Below are 24,094 nucleotides of genomic sequence, written 5' to 3'. Positions count from 1 at the left end.
TCCTAGCCTGTTGCATCAGGGTTGCAGGTGTTCCGCGACCGGGCCGAGGGCCAGCGCGGGCACGTAGGTGAGGGCGCCGACCAGCAGCACCGCGCCGATCAGCAGCGTCACGAAGAGCGGGCCGGTGGTCGGCATGCTGCCAGGGCCGGCGGGCAGCCGGCGCTTGGCGGCCAGCGAACCCGCCATGGCCAGCACCGCGACGATCACGGCGAACCGGCCAAACCACATCGCGATGCCCAGCAGCATGTTGTAGAAGGGCGTGTTCGCCGACAGCCCGGCGAAGGCGCTGCCGTTGTTGTTGGCGGCCGACGAGAGCGCGTAGAGGATTTCCGAGAAGCCGTGGATGCCCGGATTGAGCACGCCGGCCTGGCCCGCCGTCACGGACACGGCCAACGCCGTGCCGCCCAGCACGAGCAGCGGGGTGGCCAGGATGACGATGGAAACCATCTTCATGTCGAAGGCCTCGATCTTCTTGCCCAGGTACTCGGGTGTGCGCCCGATCATCAGCCCGGCGATGAAGACGCCCAGGATCGCAAAGGCCAGCATGCCGTACAGCCCCGAACCCACGCCGCCGTACACGACTTCGCCCAACTGCATCAGCAGCATGGGCGACAGGCCGCCCATCGCCGACAGCGAGTCGTGCATGCCGTTCACCGCGCCGCAGGAGGCAGCGGTGGTGACCGTCGCAAACAGCGAGGTGGCGGCGATGCCGAAGCGCGTCTCCTTGCCTTCCATGTTGCCGCCGGGCGTCACGGCCCCGGCCTGGACGGCCATCGGATTGGGCTGCTGCTCGAAGTACGCGGTGGATAGCGCGAAGACGGCAAACAGTGCCGTCATCGCCGCCAGGATCGCGATGCCCTGGCGCCGGCTGCCCACCATCTCGCCGAAGGTGAAGCACAGGGCGGCGGGGATGGCCAGGATCGCCAGCATCTGCAGGAAGTTCGACAGGGGCGTGGCGTTTTCAAAAGGGTGCGCCGAGTTGGCGTTGAAAAAGCCGCCGCCGTTGGTGCCCAGCAGCTTGATCGCTTCCTGCGACGCAACCGGCCCCATGGCAATCGTCTGTGTGCGCGTCGTGACCGGGTCGGTGACCGCCGCGCCGGCTGCGTCCAGCACGGGCTGGCCCTGCGCGTCCAGGCGCGGTGCGTCGTAGCGCACCGCTTCGACCGTCTGTACTTCCTGGTAGGCGCTGAAGTTCTGGATCACGCCCTGGCTGACCAGCGCCACTGCCAGGACCAGCGACAAGGGCAGCAGCACATACAGCGTGCAACGGACCATGTCGGCCCAGAAGTTGCCCACCGTGGCCGAACAGTGCCGCGCCAGTCCGCGGATCAGCGCGAACAGCACGGCAATGCCGGTCGCGGCGGACACGAAGTTCTGCACCGTCAGCGCCAGCATCTGCGTCAGGTAGCTCATCGTGGATTCGCCGGCGTAACCCTGCCAGTTGGTGTTGGCGACGAAGCTGATGGCGGTGTTCAGCGCGGAATCGGGCGACACGGCGCCAAGGCCCGCGGGGTTCAGCGGCAGCAGCCCCTGCACGCGTTGCAGCGCGTAGACGGCGGCAATGCCCACCAGGTTGAAGACCAGCACGGCGGCGGCATAACGCTTCCAGCCCATTTCTGCCTGCGGGTCGATGCCCGCCAGCCGGTAGATGCCGCGCTCGATCGGCCGGCCCCAGGCGGTCAGCCGGGATCGGCCGTCTTCCATGGCGATGCGGATGTAGCGGCCCAGGATGGGCGCGATCGCAAGCAGGACTGCCAGGTACAGGACCAGCAGCCCGACGAATTCGGGGGTCATCAGAATTTCTCCGGTTTGAACAGCGCGACCAGCAGGTACACGAACAGGAATGCGGCCGTCAGGCCGCTCAGCCAGTAGAGCCAGTTCATGGCTGGTCTCCGGCGGACAATGCGTCGCAGAACCGGACAAGGGCCCAAGTCAGCCCGGCCATTACGGTGAAGATGGCGATATAAATGAGATCCACGTTTTTTCTCCCCGGGAGGCTTGCTCCCTTCGAACAGGCCTGCGCGGCAGAAAGCGGACGCGCGCCGGGCAGGCGAGGTGACCCTTCAGGACACCGGCAGGTTACGGAGCGGGGGGTAAAAACGGGGTATAGCTTGGCGAGCGGGGTGTAAACGGCGCGTAAAGATGATCTGGAATGCTGTGGGTTCCATGCCCGGAATCGGGCGCTTCGCGATGCACGGACTTGGACTGCCAGCGCCATCGGCCATGATCACTAACTGAGCACTGCTCAAGTATTAGGCGGTACGATGGGCCGATTTGCCGGAAAAATCCCAATATTTAGTACGGCGACCCCAAAATGCACTCATATGGTGCACGGAATATGTAAATGAATGCTCCGTCTTAGGGCATTCCCCTAGTGTGGCATTCCCGCATCTGGTGCAGAATCTCTTCCCATGCAGGTGAGGAGACAAAGCCCTGCATGGGCAAATACCGGCGGCACCGGTACATAAAAAAAGTAAAGCAGTACTCAAAAAAAGCAAACGCACAACGGCTGGCACCAGGAAGTGCCAGCCGTTGTCGCATAAAAAGCCGGCAAATCAAGCTTCAGGGCTTTTCAAGCGCTGCGTTTGGCGATATTCAGATGGGATCTGCTTATCCACGCTATGCCGCAAACGCGCCTTACTCCGTCCCGGACATACATCACGCCCTACTGGCGCCGCAATCTGCGGCTGATCGTGCTGCTGCTCGCCGTCTGGGCGGCGCTGACTTTCATCCCCTCATACTTCGCACGCAGCCTCTCCTTTGACTTCATCGGTTGGCCCTTCGCCTTCTGGATGGCCGCCTATGGCGCTCCGCTGGCCTACCTGATCATCATCGCCGTCTACGCCCGGGTCATGAATCGCGCCGATGAGCGCGCCGACGAAACCGGGGAGCCGCGCTGATGCCGTTTTTCACCGGAGACACCCCGCAGGAGTTCCGCATCCGGCTGCGGCGCATCTATGTGCTGTACACGGCCGGCTTCGCGCTGATGATCCTGCTGATGGCGCTGGCCGAGATCCTGGGCATGCCGCGCAACTGGATCGGCTATGTGTTCCTGCTGGTCACCGTCAGCCTGTACGCCGGCATCGGCATCGTCTGCCGCACGTCCGACCAGGTCGAGTACTACGTCGCGGGCCGGCGGGTGCCGGCCATCTACAACGGCATGGCGACGGCGGCCGACTGGATGTCGGTGGCATCCTTCATCGGCGTGGCGGGCACGCTGTACCTGACCGGCTACGGGGGGCTGGCCTACATCATGGGCTGGACGGGCGGCTACGTGCTGGTGGCGATGCTGCTGGCGCCGTACCTGCGGCGCTTCGGCCAATACACCATTCCCGATTTCATGGGCGCGCGCTACGGCGGCAACCTGCCTCGGTTGGCCGGGGTCTTCTGCGCCATTCTGTGCTCGTTCACGTATCTGGTGGCCCAGATCTACGGCGTGGGCATCATCACCACCCGGATGACCGGCATCTCGTTCGAACTGGGCATCTTCGTGGCGCTAGGCGGCATGCTGGTGTGTTCGTTCCTGGGGGGCATGCGCGCGGTCACGTGGACGCAGGTCGGGCAGTACATCATCCTGGTGATCGCGTATCTCGTGCCGGTGATCTGGCTGTCGGTCAAGCACACCAACATGCCGTTGCCGCAACTGTCGGGCGGGGCCGTGCTGCAGCAGGTGACTGAAAAAGAGGTCTACCTGCAGAACGATCCTTCGGAGATCGAGGTGCGCAGGATCTGGCAGCAGCGCGCCGACGAAATGGGGCGCCGCCTGCAGGCGCTGCCCGAGTCGTGGACGCTGGAAAAGGACAAGCTGCGCAGCCGGCTGGCCCAGTTGAACGCGGGCGATGCGCCCATGGTCGAGATCCGGTCGGCCGAGCGCGAACTGGCCGCCTATCCGCCGACCGTCGAGGATGCGCGCGCCACGTGGTCGCAGGCCAAGGCGACCTTCGAGGCCCGGGCCGCGCCGCCCACGCCACATGCCGAGCCGTTCCCTGCGAAGGACGCCGAGGAACGCAGCAACATGCGCATCAACTTCCTGGCGATGGTGCTGTGCCTGATGCTGGGCACCGCGGGCATGCCGCACATCCTGATGCGCTCCTACACGACGCCGTCCGTCATTGAGGCGCGCAAATCGGTGTGCTGGTCGCTGCTGTTCATCCTGCTGTTGTATTTCATGGCGCCCGCGCTGGCGCTGCTGGTCAAGTTCGAGATCTATACGCAGGTCGTTGGATCGAACTTCCTCAGCCTGCCCAACTGGGTGCATGCCTGGAGCGCGGTCGACACCAATCTGCTCGACGTCAGCGACATCAACCGCGACGGCGTCGTGCAGCTCAGCGAAATCAGCATGGGGGCGGACGTGGTGGTGCTGGCCATGCCAGAGATCGGCGGGCTGCCTTATGTGATTTCGGGGCTGGTTGCTGCGGGCGGGCTGGCGGCGGCGCTGTCCACGGCCGACGGCCTGTTGCTGACGCTGTCCAATTCCCTGTCGCACGACATGTGGTATCGCGTCGTGTCGCCGCGCATGTCGGCGGCGCGGCGGGTGATGGTGTCCAAGATCCTGCTGCTGGTGGTGGCGTTTGGCGCGGCGTGGGTCGCGGCGCGCAAGCCCGCGGACATCCTGTTCATGGTGTCGGCCGCATTTTCGTTCGCGGCCTCGTCGTTCTTTCCGGCGCTGGTCATGGGCGTGTTCTGGCGGCGCGCGAACAAATGGGGCGCCACACTGGGGATGGCGGCCGGGCTGGCCGTGACGTTCGCCTACATGACGCACACGCATCCGTGGCTGCGGGAATCGGTGCTCGGCATCGCGCGCACGCAGCCGGTGGATCTGTGGTGGGGCATTCAGCCCATCGCGGCTGGGGTGTTTGGCGCGCCGGTGGCGTTCCTGACGATCGTGGTGGTGTCGCTGCTGACGCCGCCGCCCGATCGGGCCACGTTGGCGCTGGTGGACTACCTGCGCAATCCGGACGCGCGCCACCCGCAGCCGGACAACACCTAGGGGGCGGGGCAGGCGGCCGGACTGCGGTCTTGGGGATCGGCGCAGGCGGCCCAGGCGGCGCCGGGCATCGCCTGCAACAGCGTCAGGACCTGACCCGGCGCCCATAGCCATTGCACACCGCCGGGCGCGCGGCCCGCTGCCTTCCAGATACGTTGGCGGGCGTCGGCGCTAAGGTCGAAGCGCCCATTGGCGCCGCTGTTGCCGCTGGCCAGCACGGACGAAGGATCGCGCTTGGCGTCGTAGACATCGGCGTCGCCGCGCGGCTGCACGATGGCCCAGTCGTAGTGATGGGAGTCCAACGCCGGCGGCTGCCAGCCAGCGCCGGGCAGCACGAGGATCGGGTGTTCGCCCTGGATGGCGCGGTATGGCAATGCCGCCTGCGCGCTCAGGCCGTCTTCAGTGTCGCGGACCGGCCGCAGGTAGCGCTGGGCGGCTCCGCCTTTTGCGTCATGCACGATGATCTCGTTCGCCTCGCCGGTTTCGGGCGCGTGGTGGATGGTCCGTAACAGGCGGCCTGCGGCGTCATGCACGTAGCGCACTTGCGGGCGCGTGGCGCCGTCGCAGGCGCCGTCGGCCAGTTCCGCCAGCCAGCCATTGGCGTCGTAACGCAGGCAATGCCGCACCGGGCGATTCTGCCGGCCGTCCCAGGCGCGGGAGCGGAGGTCATAGCCGGTCAGCCTGCCGGCCGCGTCGTAGCGAAAGCGGGTTTCGTTGTCTGGCGGCGGCAGGGCGGGGCCGGGCTGGGCGCGCGCCTCATCCACCGTGTGCGGGCTGTATTGGGCGATGCCGCAAAGATGCTGGCGGCCGTCTACGCCGTGTTCGAAGCGCAGCACGGTGACGCCGATGCGCGCGCCGGGTTCGGCTGCATAGACGGACCAGTCCACGCGTTCGGCCCACAGGACCGGTGTGGCGCGCGGGCCGTCTGGCACCTGGACAGGGGGCAGCCAGCTCCGGATGCGGGAGCCGTCTTTGCCCAGCAACGTGTTGGTGTCGTCGAGCCGGACGTCGGCGACGACGGTCAGCTTGTCGCCCGCGGCCAGCGGCTGGCACAGGGCCAGCGCAAGCCTCGGCGCCGCGGAAAGCGCGGCAAGGGCAAGCAGGTGCAGGACGCAATCAGTTCGCGGCATTGTGCAGCCATGCAACGAGGCCCCACAACTCGGCGCTGACACCGCCCAGCCTCAGCGTCCCGTCGCGCGACTCCATCAGCAGGAAGGGATAGGCCTTGCGCTCGAAGGTGCCGGCGGGCGGCAGTCGGTAGGGGGTGAAGTGGCCGGACGACAGCAGGTAGGTGTTGGTCATGTCGCCCACGTCCACATGCAGATACCAGACGATCAGATCCGTGCCTTTGAACGCGGCATCGGATTCGGGATACGTGCCGCCTTGGCCGGCGGGAATGCCGCTGGCCAGCACGCCCAGGAAGACCGAGCGCGGTCCGTATTGCGGGCGGTAGTCGCCGTCGCCGGATTGGCGGGTGAAGGCCTGCCGGATGAAGCCGGCGGCTCGCGAACCGGGCACCACGGATTTGTCGAACATCGCATCGAGCTGCGCGTCGTTCAACGGGCCCCGCGCGGCGGCCAGCCGGTCCATGTCCTGCGTGAAGACGGTCAGCCAGGCCCGGTAGCGCTTGAGCTCGGCCGCGCGGTCAAAGTCGTGGGCGAATGCGCTGCCGGCGAATAGGCAGGCCAGGCACAGGAAGGCCGCCAGCGCGCGGCGCAACGAGCCCTGCGCGAGGAAGCCCTGCGCCAGGAAGCCCTGCGCCAGGAAGCCCTGCGCCAAAAAGCACCGCGCGAGGACCGCGGCGACGGCCGTCAATGCGAGACGGATTTGGAGAAAACGTTCATCACCACTACTCCGGCGATGATGAGGCCGATGCCAATGAGCGCGGGGGTGTCCAGATGCTGCTTGAACAGCACCGCGCCCACGATGGAGATCAGCACGATGCCGACGCCGGACCAGATCGCGTAGGCAATGCCCACGGGGATCTCGCGCAGGGTCAGCGACAGGAAATAGAACGAGATCAGGTAGCCGAAGACGGTAATGACGGACGGCACCAGCCGCGTGAAGCCTTCGGACCCCTTGAGGGCGCTGGTGGCGAAGATCTCGGCGACGATCGCCACGCCCAGGTACAGCCATTTCATTTGCGCGGACCCTCAGACTGCCGCAGCAGCACCAGCAGGGCGCCCGCGCCGCCTTCGCGTTCGGGGGCCTCGGAAAACGCCATGACCTCGGCCTTCTGGACCAGCCACGTGCGCGCCTTGTCCTTCAGGACCGGCTCCAGGCCTTCCGAGTTGTAGCCCTTGCCGTGCACGATGCGCACGCAGCGGATGCCGTGTTCCTGGCATTCGTCCAGGAACGACAGCAAGGCATGGCGGGCCTGCTCGACGCGCAGGCCATGCAGGTCGAGTTCAGCCCCGGCGCGCCATTGGCCGCGGCGCAGGTTGCGCGCGGTGTCGGGCGCCACATCGCCGCGCACGAAGGCGGTGCCGCCTTCGGACAGCAGATGCGTGATCTCGCCGCCGTCCGAGACACCGGCATCGGCGCGGCTGGGCGTTTCGCCCAGCGCGTTGGCGCGGCGCAGGGCGGGCGCGGGTTCCGCGGGGGGCTTGTGCGTGACGCGTTCCGTGTGCCGGATCGGCGTGACGGACTTCATCGAACGCTTGAACGCCGCCAGATCGTCCTCGGGGGGCGATGCCGCGCGCGCCGGCGCTGCTGCCGCCCGTTGCGGGGCAAGGGCGGCGCGCTCGCGTTCTTCCTGCAGGTCTTTCTTCAGGCGTTTCAGGTCGGCCACGCCGACCTTATTGCCCCGCATTCTCCAACCACCGTTGGGCGTCCAGGGCGGCCATGCAGCCCGTGCCGGCGCTGGTGATGGCTTGGCGGTAGACGTGATCCTGCACGTCGCCGGCGGCAAACACGCCGGGCACCGAGGTCATGGTGGCCATGCCGGACAGGCCGCTCTTGGTGACGATGTAGCCGTCCTTCATCTCGAGCTGGCCCTGGAAGATTTCCGTGTTGGGCTGGTGGCCGATGGCGATGAACGCGCCGGTGACGGCCATGTCTTCAGTCGCGCCGGTGTCCACGTGGCGAACACGCACGCCGGTCACGCCGCTGTCGTCGCCCAGCACTTCTTCCAGCGTGTGGAAGAGCTTGAGCTCCATGTTGCCGTTTTCGACCTTGCTCATGAGCTTGTCGACCAGGATGGGCTCGGCGCGGAACTTGTCGCGGCGGTGGATCAGGGTGACCTTGCGGCAGATGTTGGACAGGTACAGGGCTTCCTCGACGGCGGTATTGCCGCCACCGACCACGACCACGTCCTGGTTGCGGTAGAAGAAACCGTCGCAGGTGGCGCAGCCGGACACGCCGCGGCCCATGAAGGACTGTTCGGACGGCAGGCCCAGGTATTTGGCCGAGGCGCCGGTCGCGATGATCAGGGCGTCGCAGGTGTAGACCTTGCCGGTGTCGCCGGTCAGGGTGAAGGGGCGCTTGGAGAGGTCGACCTTGGCGATATGGTCGAACAGCATTTCCGTGTTGAAGCGTTCGGCATGCTTCTGGAAGCGCTGCATCAGGTCGGGGCCCTGCACGCCATCTGCGTCGGCCGGCCAATTGTCGACGTCCGTGGTGGTCATGAGCTGGCCGCCCTGGGCCAAACCTGTAACAAGAACAGGGTTAAGATTGGCGCGTGCCGCATAGACGGCCGCCGTGTAACCGGCGGGGCCGGAACCGAGTATCAAAACTTTAGCGTGCGTAGGCGTGGACATGGGCAGGTATCTTTAGGGTAACGCCCAATTATAATGAGCCGCATGCCGCGTATCTCGACTGCTTCTCCGCGCGCCTCGCGCAACACCCGCAACGGACCTTCGCCGCTGCAAACGCGCATTTCCGCGCTGTTGCGTGAAGCCCGCTGGATCCTATTTGCCGCCCTGGCGGCCTGGCTTACCCTGGTGCTCGCCACCTGGAGCGCGTCCGACCCTGGCTGGTCGCACTCGGTTCCGGGCGATGTCGTGCGCAACCAGGGGGGACGCCTGGGCGCCTATCTGGCCGACATCCTCCTCTATCTATTCGGTTTTTCCGCCTGGTGGTGGGTCATCCTGCTGCTGCACCGCGTCCGCGCCGGTTATCGGCGGCTGGCCGCGCAGTTGCGCGTCGCCAACAGCAAGCAGCCCGAAGTGCTGCCGCGTGTCCATTGGGAAGAGGGCATCGGCTTCTTTCTGCTGATGGTGGGCTCGCTGGGCATGGAAGCCCTGCGCCTGGCCAGCCGCGGCACGCATCTGCCGGGCGCCTCGGAAACGGCCAGCGGCGCTGGCGGGGTCATCGGCCAGATGCTGGCCGGCCTGATCGGCAGCAGCATCGGCTTTACCGGCGCCACGCTGGCATTCCTGGTCATGCTCGCAATCGGGCTCAGCCTGTTTTTCTCGTTCTCGTGGTTGGCGGTGGCCGAGCGCGTCGGTTCCTGGCTGGAAGGCCTGGTCCGCAAGATGCGCAATTCCTATACGGCGCGTCAGGACCGCAAGGTCGGCGAAGTCGCCAAGGCCGTGCGCACCGAACAGGTCGTGGCCAAGCAGGAAAAGCTGGTCCACGAGCAGCCGGTGCGTATTGAACCGGCCATCACCGTGGTGCCCAAGTCCGAGCGCGTCGAAAAGGAAAAGCAGCAATCGCTGTTCTTCCCGCCCACCGGCGGCGCCGAAGGCGACCTGCCCACCCTCGGTCTGCTTGATCCCCCCCTGAACAACCAGGAAACCGTCTCGGCCGAGACCATCGAATTCACCTCGCGCCTGATCGAAAAGAAGCTGGCCGACTTCGGCGTGTCGGTCACCGTGGTCGCGGCGCAGGCCGGCCCCGTCATCACCCGCTACGAGATCGAACCGGCCACCGGCGTGAAGGGCAGCCAGATCGTCAACCTGGCCAAGGACCTGGCGCGGGCGCTCAGTCTGGTCAGCATTCGCGTGGTCGAGACCATTCCTGGCAAAAACCTGATGGGGCTGGAACTGCCCAATCCGCGCCGCCAGATGGTGCGCCTGTCCGAGATCCTGGGTTCGCAGACCTATCACGCCAGCCATTCCGTCGTGACCATGGCGCTGGGCAAGGATATCGCCGGCAACCCGGTGGTGGCCGATCTGGCCAAGATGCCTCACCTGCTGGTGGCGGGCACGACCGGCTCGGGCAAGTCCGTCGGGATCAACGCGATGATCCTGTCGCTGCTGTACAAGGCCGACGCCTCGCACACCCGCCTGATCCTGATCGATCCCAAGATGCTCGAAATGAGCGTCTACGAAGGCATCCCGCATTTGCTGGCGCCGGTCGTCACCGACATGCGCCAGGCGTCCAACGCGCTGAACTGGTGCGTGGGCGAAATGGAAAAGCGCTATCGCCTCATGAGCAAGATGGGCGTGCGCAACCTGGCCGGCTACAACACCAAGATCCGCGACGCGATCAAGCGCGAGGAGCCGATCCCCAATCCGTTCTCGCTGACGCCCGACCAGCCCGAGCCTCTGTCGCCGCTGCCGACCATCGTGGTCGTCATCGACGAGCTGGCCGACCTGATGATGGTCGTCGGCAAGAAGATCGAAGAACTCATCGCCCGTCTGGCGCAGAAAGCGCGCGCAGCCGGCATCCACCTTATCCTGGCCACGCAGCGTCCCAGCGTGGACGTAATCACCGGTCTCATCAAGGCCAATATTCCGACCCGCATCGCGTTCCAGGTGTCGTCCAAGATCGACTCCCGCACCATTCTTGACCAGATGGGCGCGGAAACCCTGCTGGGTCAGGGCGACATGCTGTACATGCCGCCGGGCACGGGCCTGCCGGTGCGCGTGCACGGCGCGTTCTGCAGCGACGACGAAGTCCATCGCGTGGTCGAGAGCCTGAAGTCGCAGGGTGAACCCAATTACGTCGAGGGCCTCCTGGAAGGCGGTCTGGACGGCGACGGCGCCGAGGGCGCCAGCAGCGTCACGGGCATCGGCGGCGACGCGGAATCCGACCCGATGTACGACCAGGCCTGCGAAGTCGTGCTCAAGCACCGCCGCGCGTCGATCTCGCTGGTGCAGCGTCACCTGCGGATTGGTTACAACCGTGCGGCCCGGTTACTCGAGCAGATGGAGCAATCGGGTATGGTGTCGGCGATGCAATCCAATGGGAACCGCGAGATCCTGGTTCCCGCAGCCGCCGCCCGAGAGGAAGCATGATGAAGACGTTTCGCCACCTGGCCGCTGTTGCGGTCCTGGGCCTGTCGCCGACTTTGGTGCTGGCCGCCAGTGCGCAGGAGCAATTGCGCGCTTTCGTGAGCACGGTCACCTCGGCCACCGGGTCGTTCTCGCAGTACACCGTGAACGATCAGGGCCGGACGCAGCCCGCGCAGACCGGGGTGTTCTCGTTCCAGCGGCCCGGCAAGTTCAAGTGGGCGGTGCAAAAGCCTTATGAGCAGTTGGTGATTTCCGACGGCCGTCAGGTGTTCCAGTACGACCCGGACCTGGCGCAGGTCACCGAGCGCAAGGTCGACGCCGCCATCGGCACGTCGCCTGCGGCCATTCTTTTCGGCTCCGGGTCGCTTGAGCAATCGTTCGACGTATCGGCGTTGCCCGCCAAGGACGGCGTGGACTGGCTGCGCGCCAAGCCGCGCACGGCCGACGCCGGGTTCTCGCGCGTGGACATCGGCATGAAGAACAACCTGCCGGTGCGTGTGGAGCTGCTGGATTCGTTCGGCCAGACCACTCGCGTCGACCTGTCTGGCATTCAGGCCAATCCGCAATTGCCCGCCAAGGAATTCCAGTTCACCGCGCCCAAGGGCGTGGATGTGGTGAAGATGTAGCGCGGTGCTGGCTCCAGCCCAATGCAGAATGCCCGCTGAAAACCGGGCATTTTCTTTTTGACGGCGGAGTCAGACACCTTCCGTTAGCATGCGCCCCGCCGCCGGGCCGCCCCAAGGCGGGGCAGCCCCCTTGGGGGGCAGCTAGACCACGTTAGTGGTCGCGGCGTGGGGGCTCCTATACGCCACGCAATCGACTTCCACTTTCGCATCCACGACCAGACTCGACTGCACGCAGGCACGCGCCGGCGGATTCGCGCCGAAATACTCCTTGAACACCTTGTTGAACGACGCGAAATCCCGCGCGTCGTCCAGCCAGACGCCGCAGCGCACGACGTGTTCGGGACCGTAGCCGGCTTCCTGCAGGATCGCCAGCACCTGCTGGATGGCCTTGTGGCTTTGCGCGACGATGCCGCCTTCGATCACTTCGCCGTTGTCCATCGGCACCTGGCCGGACACATACAGCCAGCCGTCCGCAGCGACGGCGCGGGCGAAGGGCATGTGCGAGCCGCCCTGGCCGGTGCCACCGGCCACGCCGTAGCGGGTGATGCCGTTGTTGTCGGGAGTGGGGGTAGCGCTCATGGGATGGTTCTCCTTGAAGATGTCCGGATGCCGCCGCAGTCAGGCGGCCGAAAGATCGGGGTAAGACTTTCGCAGGTCGCCGCTGCGCGGCAGCCAACGGCCGGCGCGCACGCCGGTGGCCTGGCCCTTGCGGTAGGACAGGACGCCATTGACCCACACCGCCTCGATGCCCGCCGCAGTCTGTACGGGCTCAGCGAAAGTGGCGCTGTCGATGACGGTGTCGGGGTTGAACAGCACCAAGTCAGCGTGATAACCCTCGCGCACGAAGCCGCGCTCGGCCAGGCCGAAGCGGGCGGCAGACAGGCCGGTCATCTTGTGCACGGCCTGGGCCAGCGGAAACAGGCCCACGTCGCGGCTGTAATGACCCAGCACGCGGGGAAAGGCGCCCCACAAGCGCGGATGCGGCATGGGATCGTTCGGCAGGCCGTCTGATCCGACCATCGTGAGGCGGTGCGACAGCACGCGTCGCACGTCGTCCTCGTGCATGTTGTGATACACCGCACCGGCCGGTTGCAGCCGCTTTGCCGCCTCCAGCAAGGTCACGCCCCAGTCGGCCGCGATGGCCGCGAGCTTGCGGCGCGCCTGTTCCGGATGCGGCTCGGACCACGTGATGTCGATGTCGAATTCGTCAGTGACCTGCTTCAGATCCAGCGTCGACGAACTGGCCGAGTACGGATAGCAGTCGCAACCCACGTGCTGCATGCGCCCCGCGTTTTCCAGCGCGAACAGCACCTCTTTCGTGCGGCCCCAGTTGCCGGCCCCCGCGCATTTCAGGTGCGACACCACCACCGGCACGCGCGCATGCAGGGCGATGTCGAAGGCTTCCTGCATGGCCTCCAGGATGGCGGCGAACTCCGAGCGCAGATGCGTCGTGTACAGCGCGCCGAACTCGTCCAACGCCTCGGCCAGCAGCTTGACCTCGGCCGTATCCGCCTCGAACGCCGACGCATAGGCCAGGCCCGTGCTCAGGCCGATCGCGCCGTGCGCCAACGCATCGCGCAACTGTTCGCGCATCGCCAGCACTTCTTCCCGCGTCGCCGCCCGGTCCAGCCGGTCCATGTGATTGCTGCGCAAGGCGGTATGCCCGACCAGCGCGGCCACGTTGACGGCGGGCTGCGCGGCTTCGATGGCGCGGGTGTAGTCGGCAAAGGTGGTGTAGCGGAAGTCCTCGCGCTTGCCCAGCAGGTTCATCGGGTCGGGCGGATCGCCGCGCAGCGTCACCGGCGAGGCGCTGATGCCGCAATTGCCCACGACTACCGTCGTCACGCCCTGCGACAGCTTGGGCAGCATGTCCGGCGTGCGGATGACGTTGGTGTCGTCGTGCGTGTGGACGTCGATGAAGCCGGGCGCCAGCGCCAGGTCGGTGCCGTCGATGATCTGGCGCGCAGGGGCGCCGGGCAGGTCGCCGATGGCGGCAATGCGGCCGCCTTCCAGCGCCACGCTGGCGCGGATTTCCGGGCCGCCGGAGCCGTCCAGAATCCGGACGTTGCCTATGAGGGTGTCGTACATCTTGGTTTCCAGATCAATCGCCCAGCGGCAGGCGGTTCGGCCCGCCGCGGTGCTCGTCCAGCGCCAGCTTGATGCGGCGCAGGCGTTCGCGGTTTTCTTCCTGGTTCAGCATGGCCAGTTCGGTCGACAGCAGGTCGATGGCCAGCATCATCGCGTAGCGCGAGGCGGAGGGCTTGTAGATGAAGTCGGTTTCGTCGGTGCGGATGGGCAGGACGACGTCGGCCAGTTTCGCCAGTTCGGACGAGGCGTCCGTGATGGCGACGATGCTGGCGCGGTACTGCTTCACGATGCGCGCGGCGCCCACAATTTCAGGCGTGAGTCCCGAGGCCGACAGCACCAGCACGGCGTCGCGCTCGTCCAGGGTTGCCGCCACCATGCGCAGCAGCACGGCGTCGCTGTAGACGGCGATGGGATAGCCCAGCCGCACCAGGCGCGACTGCACTTCCTGCGCCAGCACCGCGGATGCGCCGCCCATGCCGAAGACATAGATCATGCGTGCGCCATCGACGATGGACGCGGCCGCTTCGAACAGCTGCTCGGTGAAGGCCGGCAGGTGCGCGCGCAGCGTGCTTTCGATGTCGGCGTAGATGCGGGCGTAAAACGTGCTTTCTTCGGCCGGCGCGCTGGGATCCAGAAAGCGGCTGCCCACCGTGCTGGCCTGCGCCAGCTTCATCTTCAGGTCGCGCGTGTCGTCGCAGCCCACCGTGCGCGCAAAGCGCGAGATGGTGGCGATGCTGACGCCGGCCTTGGCGGCAAGCTGGTCTACCGTGGCGCTGGCGCTCCAGATGATGTCGTCCAGAATGGCGTCGGCCACCTTGCGTTCGGTCACGCTCAATGCGTCCCGCCGACTGCGTATCTGGAAGACGATGTCGCGGATGATGTTCATGTGTGATTCCTGGATCAATTCGGGCGGGCTCAGGCCGCGAGCGCGGGGTCGTCGAGGCGGATGCAGGACACGTAGTGGTCCGCGCTGACGCCGACGGCCGGCGGCACGGCCGCGGCACAGGCGTCGATGGCGTGCGGGCAGCGCGTGCGGAACACGCAGCCGGAAGGCGGGTTCACCGGGCTCGGGATATCGCCCTTCAGGAGGATACGCGAACGCGGGGCGCGCGGATCCGGCACGGGCGCGGCGGATAGCAGGGCGCGCGTGTAGGGATGGCGGGGGCGGGCGTAGACCTCGCTGGTTGGCCCGCGCTCCATGACGCGGCCCAGGTACATCACCACGACGTCGTCGCACAGGTAATCCACCACGGCAAGGTCGTGCGCCACGAACAGCATGGTCAGGCCCAGGTCGCGTTGCAGGTCCTGCAGCAGGTTCAGCACCTGCGCCTGCACCGACACGTCCAGCGCGGATACGGGTTCATCGGCCACGATGAAGTCGGGCTCAACCGCCAGCGCGCGCGCGATGCCGATGCGCTGGCGCTGGCCGCCGGAAAATTCGTGCGGATAGCGGCGGCTGTGGTCCGCATTCAGGCCCACGCGTTCCAGCAGTTCGCCGATCCGCTCGGCGCGGCGGTTCTGCGCCAGCTTGTGCGTGTCCAGCGCCTCGCCCAGGATCTCGGCCACCGTCATGCGCGGATTCAGGCTGGCGTACGGGTCCTGGAACACGATCTGCATGCGGCGGCGCCACGGCAGCATCTGCTTTTCATTGAGCGTGGTGATGTCCTGTCCGTCGAACACGATGCGGCCGGCAGTGGGGGCAAACAGGCGCAGCAACGCGCGGCCGGTGGTGGTCTTGCCGGAACCGGATTCGCCGACGAGGCCGACGATGGTGTTGCGCGGCACGTCGAAGCTCACGCCGTCCACGGCGCGCACGACGGGGGCGTTGCGCGCCTGCGAGGTCGGAAAGTGGACCTTCAGGTCGTCGATGCGCACCAGCGGCTCGGCGGCGCGGGGAGTCGGAATGCTCGTCATATCGGGTTCACCTTGATGCAGCGGGCGCGGTGTTCGGCCTGCACCGTCACTAGGTCGGGAACGCCCGCGCGGCAGTCGTCCGCGGCCAGCGGGCAACGCGGCGCGAACGTGCAGCCTGCCGGCAGCGACAGCACGCTGGGCACGTTGCCGGGAATGGCGCGCAGGCGCTCACCGGATGCCAGCAGCGCGGCGGTCGGCAGACAGGACAGCAGGCCGCGGGTGTAGGGATGCGTGGGCTTTTCGAACAGGTCATAGACGCCGGCGTCCTCGACCACGCGACCCGCGTACATAACGGCCACGCGATGCGCGATCTCGGCCACCACGCCCAGGTTGTGCGTGATGAAGAGGATGCTCATGTTCATCTCGGCCTGCAGGCGGCGCAGCAGGTCCAGGATCTGCGCTTGCACCGTCACGTCCAGCGCCGTCGTGGGTTCGTCGGCGATCAGCACCGCGGGATTGCACGCCAGGGCCAGCGCAATCATCACGCGCTGGCGCATGCCGCCCGACATCTGGTGCGGGTATTCGTTGACGCGGCGGTCGGCCGCCGGAATCTCGACGCGCTCCAGCATCTCGCGGGCGCGCTTCAATGCCGCGGCGCGCGAGCCGCCTTCGTGCTGCAGCACCGCTTCGGCAATCTGGTCGCCCACGGTGTACAGCGGGTTCAGGCTGGTCATGGGCTCCTGGAAGATCATCGCGATCTCGGCGCCGCGGATGCGTTGCAGCGTGGCCGGCGTGGCGTGCGCCAGATCGTGCTGGACGCCCTGGCGGTCGCGGAACAGGATCCTGCCGGCCTCGATGCGGCCGGCCGGTTTGGGCAAGAGCCCCATGATGGACAGGCTGGTCACGGATTTGCCGGAGCCGGATTCGCCGACGATGGCCAGCGTTTCGCCGCGGGCCAGGTCAAAGGTGACGCCGTCCACCGACTTGGCGATGCCGTCGCGGCTGTGGAACCAGGTTTTCAGGCCTTCCACCGACAGCACGATGTCTCGGGTGCTTGCGGTCATGTTTACAGCTCCTTGCGCAGGCGCGGATCGAGAACGTCGCGCAGGCCGTCGCCCACCAGTTGCAGCGACAGCACGGACAGCACGATGGCGATGCCGGGAAAGATCATGATCCAGTCGGCCGAGCCCATGTACTGCTGGCCGGCGTTGATCATGGTGCCCCAGGTCGGAATGTCGGGCGACACGCCCACGCCCAGGAACGACAGGCCCGCCTCGGCCAGGATCGCGTACGCGAAGATGAAGGTACCCTGCACCAGGATGGGAGACACCAGGTTGCGCAGCACGTGCACGGTGACGATGCGCCACGTGGGCACGCCCAGCGCGCGGGCCGCTTCCACGAAGGGCAGCTCGCGGATCACCAGTGTCGAGGCCCGCACGATGCGCGCCAGGCGCGGCGTGTACACGATGCCCAGCGCGATCACCACGTTGACCAGCGACGGCCCCAGCGCGGCCACCAGCGAGATCGCCAGCAGGATGTCCGGGAATGCCATCATCGCGTCGATCAGCCGCGACACGAACTTGTCGGCGGTGCGGAAGAACCCGGCGATCAGTCCCAGCGCAATGCCCAGCACGCTGGACAGGATGACAACGGAAAAGCCCACCATCAGCGACAGCCGTCCGCCGTGGATGACGCGGCTGAAAACGTCGCGGCCGAAGTCGTCGGTGCCGAACCAGTGCGCGGCGCCCGGCGCCTTCAGGCGGTTCATGATGGACAGCTTGAACGGATCGTAGGGGCTGATCCACGGCGCCAGCAGCGCGGCGGCCGCCAGCACGACGATCACGATGAGGCTGATCAGCACCGTCTTGCGCGACACCAGCAGGCGCAGGACCTGCCAGCGGTCCGAGCCGGGATTCATGGAAGTTGCAGTCGTCATGTCGATGGCTCAGTAACGCACGCGGGGGTCGACCACCAGATACAGCAGGTCGATGAACAAATTGATCAGCACATAGATGGCCGCGATGATCAGCAGCGCGCCCTGGATGACCGGATAATCCCGCCGCAGCACGGCCGACACCACCAGGCTGCCCACGCCGGGCAGGCCGAACACGGTCTCGGTCACCACCGCGCCGCTGATGAGCAGCGCCGTGGTCAGGCCCAGCACCGTCAGGATCGGAATCAGCGCGTTGCGCACCGCGTGCTTCAGGATGACCTTGCGTTCCGGCAGGCCCTTGGCGCGCGCCGTGCGCACGTAGTCGTCGCGCAGCACGTCCAGCATGCTGGCGCGGATGAAGCGGGTGATCAGCGCCGAATTCACCAGTCCCAGCACGACCGCAGGCAGGATCAGGTGCGACAGGCGCGTGGCGAGCGAGGCGTCGGGGCCGCCATAGCCGGCCACCGGCAGCCAGCCCAGCTTCACGGAGAACACCTGCATCAGCAGCAGCCCCAGCCAGAAGCTGGGCACGCTGGACGTGAACATCGAGAACGACAGCACCGATTGGTCCAGCGTCGTACCGCGCTTGACCGCCGACAGAATGCCGACCGGCAGCGCGATGGCGCTGGCGATCAATAGCGACATCAGCGTCAGCAGGATCGTCGGTTCGGCGCGGTCAGCCAGCGCCGCCAGCACCGGCTTGTTCATAAAGATGGACTGGCCCAGGTCGCCCTGGAGCAGCTTGCCCAGCCACGACACGTACTGCATCGCCACGGGCTGGTCCAGCCCCAGCTGCGCGCGCAGGGCGGCGATGTCCTGCTGGCTGGCCTGCGGGCCGAGCATCACGGCGGCCGGGTCGCCGGGCGTGAGGCGGATGATGACGAACACGATGGTCGCGACGATGAACATCACGGCCACCAGCCCGACCAGCCGATTCAAGAGATAACGCAACACGGTGGAGTCCTGGAAATCATTCTCGTGGGCGCGAGCGGATCGCGCGGTCTGCGGTGGCGGGCGGCAGCGGCCGCCCGCCAGGGCAGGGGCTTACTTGGCCGCCTTCCAGGCGTTCCAGAAGTACGGCCACGGCACCGCCTGCGTGCCTTGCAGCGATGGCGAGCGCGCAGCCTGCGCGTTGAAGTCGCCCACCTTGATGAACGGCACTTCGTCGTACACGGCCTGCTGCACATCGGCCCAGCGCTTGACGCGCTCTTCCTGCGACCCGGCCTGGTTGAAGGCGTCCAGCACCTGATTGCGGCGCGGCGTGTCCCACCAGCCCGGCGCGTCCTTGGACGGGAAGTCGATCAGCGCGGGTTCAGGCAGGAAGGGGCTGTGGGTAATGAAGATGTCCCACACGGCCGGATCCTGGCGGCGCTGCGTCAGCGTGGCCCAATCCACGACCTGCATGTCCACTGTGAAGCCGGCGGCCTTCAGGTATTCGGCGGCAACCAGCGCCATCTTGTAATGGAACTCGTACTGCTGACTGGTCAGGATGCGGATCTTGCGGTCCTGCACGTTGGCGCTGTCGACAAGCTTCTTGGCCGCCGCGGCGTCGCCCTTGTTGTAGACCTTGCCGCCCAGCGACGTGGCCCACGGGAAGCCTTCCGGATACAGGTCGCCGTTGAGCTTGTAGAAGTTCTTGTCGCCGAACGCGGCGAACAGCATGTCTTCTTCGTTCAGGGCCAGCTGCACCGCCTGGCGCACGGCCTGGTTCGACATGATGCCCTGCTTGGTGTTGAGCACCAGGCGCGGCCAGCCGAAGGGCTTGAGCATGACCGGATCGGAGCGGCCGTTCTTCAGCTTGGGCAGCGACTCCACCGGCAGCGAGTCCACGTAGTCGAACTGGCCTGCCACCGCGCTTTCCACGCGGGTATTGGCGTTGCTGACCGGCACGAAGCGGATCTCGTCCAGGTATTGCTTGCGCGCGCCGCCGTAGCCGTTGGGCTCGCCTTCGCGCTGCTTGTAGCCGTCAAAGCGCACCAGCTGCACGTACTGGTCGGGCACGCGGGCCTTGAGCTGATAGGGGCCGGTGCCGACGAATTCGGTCAGGGACGGCGCGATCTTGCCCTTGGGCATGACGACCGCGGCGCTGTTGTTCATGGCCAGCAGCGCGGTCAGCGGCGCGTACGGTTGCTTGAGCGTGATGCGGATCGTGTTGGCGTCCGGCGCCTCGATGCCGCTGATGATCTTGGCGGCCATCTTGCCGCGCGTGGCGGTCTCGGTCCAGCGCTTCAGCGACGCCAGCACGTCCGACGAATCCATCTTCGAGCCGTCATGGAACGTGATGCCCTGGCGCAGCGGGATCGTATAGACCAGCCCGTCGGCCGACACTTCCGGCATCTTGTCGGCCAGCAGCGGCGTCAGGTTCCACTTGGCGTCAAAGGTGTACAGCGTCTCGAAAAAGTGCTGGGTCAGGATGCCAACCAGGTCGGCCGTGCTGGTCATCGGATCCAGCGTCGGCGGCTCGCCGATGGTGGCGACAGAGATCGTGCCTCCCTTGACCGGCGTGGCACAGAGGGCGGGGGGCGACAAAGCGGTCAAGCCAATTGCGCCGGCCGCGAGCAGGCTCTTCAGCCCACCGCCTCGCCGGGAGGTACGGAAGTTCATGATTCTCTCTCCAGAGGAACAGAAACAGGTTGTCGCGTGAAATCGGATGCGCGCCGGTGCCCGGATGCTGCGGTCCCCTTTGGGCCTGGCGCGGTGCCGCGGGCTGGGGGACTAGAAGAAGGTCTCGGCTACGCCGGTGACGCCGTAGTGCTCGTTCACCAGCAGCACCTGACGCCATTTGTCGAACGTCAGGCAGGGATGCGAAATGTCGAAGGCGATCATGTCGCCGACCTGGATGTCGTCGCCGTCGCTCACCTGCATGAAGGCGTGCTGGTCCATCATCGCGGACAGCTTCCAGTGCGACGGCGCGGCGCCGGGCTGCACCGAGCCGGGCCGGTACAGCAGGGCGGGAGTGGGCAGGCCCGCGTCGAAGGCGGCGTCGCGCTTGCCCATCGCGATGATGGCGCGGCCGGGTTCGGGCAGCGACTGCACGTAGGCCCAGACCTGCAAGGCGGGCTGCAAGCCGGGCTCCATCTTGCGCGCCACCGGGTTCTGCGCATTGATGCGCTCGGCCGCGGTACGGTAGATGCCCACGTCGTGCGACAGGTAGCAACCCGGACGCAGCACCACTTCCAGGGCGCCGCCGATGTCCAGTTGCGAAAATTCCTCGGCGACCACATCGAACCAGGCCGAACCGGCGCCGGAGATGATGGCCGGACCGTTCTTGCGCAGCCGGCCCGCGGCCGCCAGGCCGCGCAGCGCATCGGTGGCGCGGCGCAGAAACGCGCGGATGGCGCCTTCTTCCTGTAGTACGCCTTCGTAGACTTCGATGCCGGCCAGCGCCAGGCCGGGCCAGCGGGCGATCTCGTCGGCCACGGCCTGCAACTGTGCGTCATCGCGCACGCCGGTGCGTCCGCCGGCCGGACCCAGTTCGATCAGCACGGGCAGCACCTTGCCCTCGTCGCCGAAGAACTTGCCCAGTTGCGCGGCGTTGGCGACCGAATCCACGATGCAGAAGAACGTAAAGGCGGGATCCTGCAACAGTCGCGCGATGATGGCCATGTTTGCGCGGCCCACGAGCTGGTTGGCCATCAGCACCCGGCGCACGCCGTGCTGGTAGGCCGCCAGCACCTGCGGCGCGGTGGCCAGGGTGATGCCCCAGGCGCCGTTGTCGATCTGGCGCTTGAACAGCGCCGGGCTCATCGTCGTCTTGCCGTGCGGCGCCAGCTTGACGTGATAGGCCTCCATGAACTGCTGCATCCACTGCAGGTTGTGGCGCACACGCGCTTCGTACAGCACGGCCACCGGCAGGCTCACGTCTTCGTTCAGCAGATTCCAGTTCAGCGCCGCCACGTCGGCCGTGGTACAGGACTCGGGAAACGCGCCCAGGCCTTTGCCGTTCACGTCCAGCGGCGCTGCGGGGGAGGAGGAGTTGGTCATGGCGGCGGTCCGGTATGGAAAATATTTACGTCAAAACTGGTTTTTTTCATTATCGTGAAAGAAATTTACAAGCGGGAGCTAGGAGTTTCCCGTAGCCCCGGCCGCGCCGACGGTGGGAAAATAGGTCCATGCTGCGCGCCCCACAGGGCGCGCCCGTGCTTCGACAAAGGAAAAGCCATGCTGAAAGTCGCCCTGGGCCAGTTCGCCGTCAGCCGCGTCTGGGAAGAAAACGCGCAGGTCTGCGTGGACCTGATGGAACGCGCCCGCGCCGGCGGGGCGGGGCTGCTGGTTCTGCCCGAAGGCATCCTGGCCCGCGACATCACTGACCCGCAGATCGTGCTCAAGGCCGCGCAGCCGCTGGATGGCCCGTTCATCACGCGTCTGCTCGACGCCAGCCGCGGTTCGGACCTGGCCACGATGATGTGCGTCCACGTGCCGACGGGCGAGGGCCGCGTCTGGAACACGCTGGTCACCATCCGCGACGGCCAGATCCTTTCGCAGTACCGCAAGCTGCACCTGTACGACGCCTTCACCATGAAGGAGTCCACCAATGTCACCCCCGGCACCGACATCCCTCCGTTGCTGGATATCGGCGGTCTGCGCGTGGGCCTCATGACCTGCTACGACGTGCGCTTTCCCGAACTGGCCCGCCGGCTGGCGCTGGACGGCGCCGACCTGCTCGTGCTCCCGGCCGCCTGGGTGCGCGGTCCGCTCAAGGAAATGCACTGGGAGGTCCTGGTGACCGCGCGGGCGTTGGAAAACACCTGCTACGTCGCCGCCACTGGCGAATGCGGCGAACGCAATATCGGGTGCAGCATGGTCGTGGATCCGCTGGGGGTGGTCACGGCGCGGGCCGGCGAAGCGCCTGCGTTGGTCTTTGCGGACATTGACCCCGAACGGCTGGCCCATGCCCGCAAGGTCTTGCCCGTGCTGGCCAACCGACGGTTCGGTCCGCCCGAACTGGCGTAGGCCTGGCGTGCTGCCGCCGAGCGGGGCGGCTGGCAGGCAAGGGGGCCGAGCCGGACATGGTGTAATGCAGGCTTGAAATCCTTGCTGTATTCCTTCATCTGCTGCCAATGAGCAACGATCTCTTCGCGGCCGATCCTGCGCATCGGCCTTACGTTCCCCTGGCCGAACGCCTGCGTCCCCGCACCCTGGCCGACGTGGTCGGCCAGTCGCATCTGCTGGGACCCGACAAGCCGCTGCGCGTCGCCTTCGAATCCGGCCGTCCGCACTCCATGATCTTCTGGGGGCCGCCGGGCGTGGGCAAGACCACGCTGGCGCGTCTGATGGCCGACGGCTTTGACGCGCAGTTCATCGCCATCTCGGCCGTGCTTGGCGGCGTGAAGGACATCCGCGACGCCGTGACGGTGGCGCAGATCGCGCAGGGCCAGGGCCGCCGCACGATCCTTTTCGTTGACGAGGTTCACCGCTTCAACAAGGCGCAGCAGGATGCTTTCCTGCCGTATGTCGAAAGCGGGCTGTTCACGTTCATTGGCGCGACCACTGAAAACCCTTCGTTCGAAGTCAATTCGGCCTTGCTGTCACGGGCACGCGTCTACGTGCTGCAATCGCTGACGGCCGAAGAGCTGCAGCAGCTGGTCGACCGCGCCGTGCAGGCGCTCAACGAAGGACAAGACGACGGCGCGGCGATCCGCATCGAACCCGACGCGCGCGAGCAGCTTGCCGCCTGGGCCGATGGCGATGCGCGCCGGCTGATCAGCGCGGTGGAAGTCGTGGCCGAATCGGCGCAGTCCGCCGGACGCGACACGGTGGATGCGGCCTGGCTGGAAATCTCCCTGTCGCAGAACCTGCGGCGCTTCGACAAGGGCGGCGACGCCTTCTACGACCAGATCAGCGCGCTGCACAAGTCGGTGCGCGGCTCCAATCCGGACGCGGCGCTGTACTGGTTCTGCCGCATGATCGACGGCGGCGCCGATCCCAAGTACCTATCGCGGCGCCTGGTGCGCATGGCGGTCGAAGACATCGGCCTGGCCGACCCCCGCGCTACGGACCTGGCGGTGAACGGCGCCGACATCTACGAACGTCTCGGTTCCCCCGAAGGCGAGCTCGCGCTGGCGCAGGCTGTGGTCTACATGGCGTGTGCCGCCAAGTCCAACGCCGTCTACAACGCGTACAACCAGGCCCGCAAGTTCGCGGCGGAACACGGCAGCGCGCCGGTGCCCATCCACCTGCGCAACGCGCCGACCAAACTGATGAAACAGCTGGGCCACGGCAAGGCCTATCGCTATGCGCACGACGAGCCCCACGGCTACGCCGCGGGCGAGCAATATTTCCCTGACGGACTCAAGCCTTCCTTCTATCGGCCGACCGATCGTGGCCTGGAGGCTAAAATCCAGCAGAAGCTGGCATTCCTGCGCGAGCTGGACGCGCAGGAACGCGCCAAGAACCGGTGACGGGCAAAGTCCCGCCACCTTTTTTG

The 24,094-nt window shown here is 66.6% G+C and carries 22 protein-coding genes; 6 read left to right on the top strand and 16 right to left on the bottom strand.

The genetic code is table 11. The annotated features are described in order from the left end of the window. Positions 1 to 15: 15 nt before the first annotated feature. On the bottom strand, positions 16 to 1,794 hold the full coding sequence (kdpA, locus tag B2W22_RS01840; RefSeq protein WP_286936010.1) for a potassium-transporting ATPase subunit KdpA: 1,779 nt from the start codon (positions 1,792 to 1,794) through the stop codon (positions 16 to 18). Next, the gene (gene kdpF, locus B2W22_RS01835) at positions 1,794 to 1,883 is read right to left on the bottom strand and encodes a K(+)-transporting ATPase subunit F (RefSeq protein ID WP_175184142.1); all 90 of its coding nucleotides are present in this window, start codon (positions 1,881 to 1,883) and stop codon (positions 1,794 to 1,796) included. Before kdpF ends, kdpA begins: the two co-directional genes overlap by 1 nt. 738 nt (positions 1,884 to 2,621) lie before the next feature. On the opposite strand from kdpF, the gene B2W22_RS01830 reads away from it, so the two are divergent. Both B2W22_RS01830 and B2W22_RS01825 read left to right on the top strand, forming a co-directional pair. Further along, on the top strand, positions 2,622 to 2,900 hold the full coding sequence (locus B2W22_RS01830) for a DUF4212 domain-containing protein (RefSeq protein WP_286936009.1): 279 nt from the start codon (positions 2,622 to 2,624) through the stop codon (positions 2,898 to 2,900). Continuing rightward, positions 2,900 to 4,990, top strand: coding sequence for a sodium:solute symporter family protein (locus B2W22_RS01825; protein WP_175123139.1), 2,091 nt, complete (start codon positions 2,900 to 2,902; stop codon positions 4,988 to 4,990). The genes B2W22_RS01830 and B2W22_RS01825 overlap by 1 nt, the downstream gene beginning before the upstream one ends. On the opposite strand, the gene B2W22_RS01820 is transcribed toward B2W22_RS01825, so the two are convergent. Genes B2W22_RS01820 through trxB form a run of 5 tightly spaced genes read right to left on the bottom strand, consistent with a single transcriptional unit; the run spans position 4,987 to position 8,745 of the window. Further along, positions 4,987 to 6,117, bottom strand: coding sequence for a hypothetical protein (locus tag B2W22_RS01820; RefSeq protein WP_286936008.1), 1,131 nt, complete (start codon positions 6,115 to 6,117; stop codon positions 4,987 to 4,989). The two genes, B2W22_RS01825 and B2W22_RS01820, sit on opposite strands and share 4 nt — an antisense overlap. After that, positions 6,104 to 6,802: a hypothetical protein gene (locus B2W22_RS01815; protein WP_286936007.1), complete on the bottom strand. Its 699-nt coding sequence runs from the start codon at positions 6,800 to 6,802 to the stop codon at positions 6,104 to 6,106. The genes B2W22_RS01820 and B2W22_RS01815 overlap by 14 nt, the downstream gene beginning before the upstream one ends. Next, complete coding sequence (locus B2W22_RS01810) at positions 6,799 to 7,128, bottom strand: DMT family transporter (RefSeq protein WP_056568656.1); 330 nt, start codon at positions 7,126 to 7,128, stop codon at positions 6,799 to 6,801. The genes B2W22_RS01815 and B2W22_RS01810 overlap by 4 nt, the downstream gene beginning before the upstream one ends. Then, complete coding sequence (locus B2W22_RS01805) at positions 7,125 to 7,799, bottom strand: Smr/MutS family protein (RefSeq protein ID WP_175184144.1); 675 nt, start codon at positions 7,797 to 7,799, stop codon at positions 7,125 to 7,127. The genes B2W22_RS01810 and B2W22_RS01805 overlap by 4 nt, the downstream gene beginning before the upstream one ends. Continuing rightward, entirely contained in the window at positions 7,786 to 8,745 is a 960-nt protein-coding gene (gene trxB, locus B2W22_RS01800) for a thioredoxin-disulfide reductase (RefSeq protein WP_056321357.1), read from the bottom strand. The genes B2W22_RS01805 and trxB overlap by 14 nt, the downstream gene beginning before the upstream one ends. Positions 8,746 to 8,787: 42 nt before the next feature. On the opposite strand from trxB, the gene B2W22_RS01795 reads away from it, so the two are divergent. Continuing rightward, positions 8,788 to 11,169 (top strand): DNA translocase FtsK, encoded by a 2,382-nt coding sequence (locus tag B2W22_RS01795; RefSeq protein ID WP_175123135.1) that lies wholly within the window; start codon positions 8,788 to 8,790, stop codon positions 11,167 to 11,169. Then, complete coding sequence (gene lolA / locus B2W22_RS01790) at positions 11,169 to 11,792, top strand: outer membrane lipoprotein chaperone LolA (protein WP_286936022.1); 624 nt, start codon at positions 11,169 to 11,171, stop codon at positions 11,790 to 11,792. Before B2W22_RS01795 ends, lolA begins: the two co-directional genes overlap by 1 nt. A gap of 141 nt (positions 11,793 to 11,933) precedes the next feature. Here lolA and B2W22_RS01785 read toward each other — a convergent pair whose 3' ends face one another. The 9 genes from B2W22_RS01785 to B2W22_RS01745 form a co-directional block, all read right to left on the bottom strand. Further along, complete coding sequence (locus B2W22_RS01785) at positions 11,934 to 12,371, bottom strand: RidA family protein (protein WP_175123134.1); 438 nt, start codon at positions 12,369 to 12,371, stop codon at positions 11,934 to 11,936. Between the two features lie 39 nt (positions 12,372 to 12,410). After that, on the bottom strand, positions 12,411 to 13,880 hold the full coding sequence (locus B2W22_RS01780) for an N-acyl-D-amino-acid deacylase family protein (RefSeq protein WP_286936006.1): 1,470 nt from the start codon (positions 13,878 to 13,880) through the stop codon (positions 12,411 to 12,413). 13 nt (positions 13,881 to 13,893) lie between these two features. Continuing rightward, the gene (locus B2W22_RS01775; RefSeq protein ID WP_175123132.1) at positions 13,894 to 14,766 is read right to left on the bottom strand and encodes a MurR/RpiR family transcriptional regulator; all 873 of its coding nucleotides are present in this window, start codon (positions 14,764 to 14,766) and stop codon (positions 13,894 to 13,896) included. A 29-nt stretch (positions 14,767 to 14,795) separates the two neighbouring features. After that, positions 14,796 to 15,794: an ABC transporter ATP-binding protein gene (locus B2W22_RS01770; RefSeq protein ID WP_175184148.1), complete on the bottom strand. Its 999-nt coding sequence runs from the start codon at positions 15,792 to 15,794 to the stop codon at positions 14,796 to 14,798. Beyond that, positions 15,791 to 16,798, bottom strand: a complete 1,008-nt coding sequence (locus tag B2W22_RS01765) for an ABC transporter ATP-binding protein (protein WP_286936005.1) — start codon at positions 16,796 to 16,798, stop codon at positions 15,791 to 15,793. Before B2W22_RS01765 ends, B2W22_RS01770 begins: the two co-directional genes overlap by 4 nt. Positions 16,799 to 16,800: 2 nt before the next feature. Then, positions 16,801 to 17,670 (bottom strand): ABC transporter permease, encoded by an 870-nt coding sequence (locus B2W22_RS01760; RefSeq protein ID WP_056568629.1) that lies wholly within the window; start codon positions 17,668 to 17,670, stop codon positions 16,801 to 16,803. Between the two features lie 9 nt (positions 17,671 to 17,679). Next, positions 17,680 to 18,621: an ABC transporter permease gene (locus tag B2W22_RS01755; RefSeq protein ID WP_175184149.1), complete on the bottom strand. Its 942-nt coding sequence runs from the start codon at positions 18,619 to 18,621 to the stop codon at positions 17,680 to 17,682. A 90-nt stretch (positions 18,622 to 18,711) separates the two neighbouring features. After that, positions 18,712 to 20,271, bottom strand: coding sequence for an ABC transporter substrate-binding protein (locus B2W22_RS01750; RefSeq protein ID WP_286936004.1), 1,560 nt, complete (start codon positions 20,269 to 20,271; stop codon positions 18,712 to 18,714). A 111-nt stretch (positions 20,272 to 20,382) separates the two neighbouring features. Further along, positions 20,383 to 21,651: an amino acid deaminase gene (locus B2W22_RS01745; protein ID WP_175184151.1), complete on the bottom strand. Its 1,269-nt coding sequence runs from the start codon at positions 21,649 to 21,651 to the stop codon at positions 20,383 to 20,385. A 177-nt stretch (positions 21,652 to 21,828) separates the two neighbouring features. Between B2W22_RS01745 and B2W22_RS01740 the strand changes: the two genes are divergently transcribed. Further along, the gene (locus B2W22_RS01740) at positions 21,829 to 22,620 is read left to right on the top strand and encodes a deaminated glutathione amidase (RefSeq protein ID WP_175123127.1); all 792 of its coding nucleotides are present in this window, start codon (positions 21,829 to 21,831) and stop codon (positions 22,618 to 22,620) included. Positions 22,621 to 22,727: 107 nt separating this feature from the next. Then, positions 22,728 to 24,068 carry a replication-associated recombination protein A gene (locus B2W22_RS01735; RefSeq protein ID WP_056568621.1) on the top strand — a complete coding sequence of 447 codons (1,341 nt, stop codon included), beginning with the start codon at positions 22,728 to 22,730 and terminating at the stop codon, positions 24,066 to 24,068. Positions 24,069 to 24,094: the final 26 nt, after the last annotated feature.

Source organism: Achromobacter sp. UBA4530 (assembly GCF_002388205.1).
Lineage (GTDB): Bacteria > Pseudomonadota > Gammaproteobacteria > Burkholderiales > Burkholderiaceae_B > Achromobacter > Achromobacter animicus.
This window is presented reverse-complemented; position numbering and strand designations above follow the sequence as displayed.

What these genes read in the sequence shown, in the direction of transcription:
- kdpA (WP_286936010.1), bottom strand. Translation starts at nt 1,794, where the DNA reads ATGACCCCCGAATTCGTCGGGCTGCTGGTCCTGTACCTGGCAGTCCTG.
- kdpF (WP_175184142.1), bottom strand. Translation starts at nt 1,883, where the DNA reads ATGAACTGGCTCTACTGGCTGAGCGGCCTGACGGCCGCATTCCTGTTC.
- B2W22_RS01830 (WP_286936009.1), top strand. Translation starts at nt 2,622, where the DNA reads ATGCCGCAAACGCGCCTTACTCCGTCCCGGACATACATCACGCCCTAC.
- B2W22_RS01825 (WP_175123139.1), top strand. Translation starts at nt 2,900, where the DNA reads ATGCCGTTTTTCACCGGAGACACCCCGCAGGAGTTCCGCATCCGGCTG.
- B2W22_RS01820 (WP_286936008.1), bottom strand. Translation starts at nt 6,117, where the DNA reads ATGCCGCGAACTGATTGCGTCCTGCACCTGCTTGCCCTTGCCGCGCTT.
- B2W22_RS01810 (WP_056568656.1), bottom strand. Translation starts at nt 7,128, where the DNA reads ATGAAATGGCTGTACCTGGGCGTGGCGATCGTCGCCGAGATCTTCGCC.
- B2W22_RS01805 (WP_175184144.1), bottom strand. Translation starts at nt 7,799, where the DNA reads ATGCGGGGCAATAAGGTCGGCGTGGCCGACCTGAAACGCCTGAAGAAA.
- trxB (WP_056321357.1), bottom strand. Translation starts at nt 8,745, where the DNA reads ATGTCCACGCCTACGCACGCTAAAGTTTTGATACTCGGTTCCGGCCCC.
- B2W22_RS01795 (WP_175123135.1), top strand. Translation starts at nt 8,788, where the DNA reads ATGCCGCGTATCTCGACTGCTTCTCCGCGCGCCTCGCGCAACACCCGC.
- lolA (WP_286936022.1), top strand. Translation starts at nt 11,169, where the DNA reads ATGAAGACGTTTCGCCACCTGGCCGCTGTTGCGGTCCTGGGCCTGTCG.
- B2W22_RS01785 (WP_175123134.1), bottom strand. Translation starts at nt 12,371, where the DNA reads ATGAGCGCTACCCCCACTCCCGACAACAACGGCATCACCCGCTACGGC.
- B2W22_RS01780 (WP_286936006.1), bottom strand. Translation starts at nt 13,880, where the DNA reads ATGTACGACACCCTCATAGGCAACGTCCGGATTCTGGACGGCTCCGGC.
- B2W22_RS01775 (WP_175123132.1), bottom strand. Translation starts at nt 14,766, where the DNA reads ATGAACATCATCCGCGACATCGTCTTCCAGATACGCAGTCGGCGGGAC.
- B2W22_RS01770 (WP_175184148.1), bottom strand. Translation starts at nt 15,794, where the DNA reads ATGACGAGCATTCCGACTCCCCGCGCCGCCGAGCCGCTGGTGCGCATC.
- B2W22_RS01765 (WP_286936005.1), bottom strand. Translation starts at nt 16,798, where the DNA reads ATGACCGCAAGCACCCGAGACATCGTGCTGTCGGTGGAAGGCCTGAAA.
- B2W22_RS01760 (WP_056568629.1), bottom strand. Translation starts at nt 17,670, where the DNA reads ATGACGACTGCAACTTCCATGAATCCCGGCTCGGACCGCTGGCAGGTC.
- B2W22_RS01750 (WP_286936004.1), bottom strand. Translation starts at nt 20,271, where the DNA reads ATGAACTTCCGTACCTCCCGGCGAGGCGGTGGGCTGAAGAGCCTGCTC.
- B2W22_RS01745 (WP_175184151.1), bottom strand. Translation starts at nt 21,651, where the DNA reads ATGACCAACTCCTCCTCCCCCGCAGCGCCGCTGGACGTGAACGGCAAA.
- B2W22_RS01740 (WP_175123127.1), top strand. Translation starts at nt 21,829, where the DNA reads ATGCTGAAAGTCGCCCTGGGCCAGTTCGCCGTCAGCCGCGTCTGGGAA.
- B2W22_RS01735 (WP_056568621.1), top strand. Translation starts at nt 22,728, where the DNA reads ATGAGCAACGATCTCTTCGCGGCCGATCCTGCGCATCGGCCTTACGTT.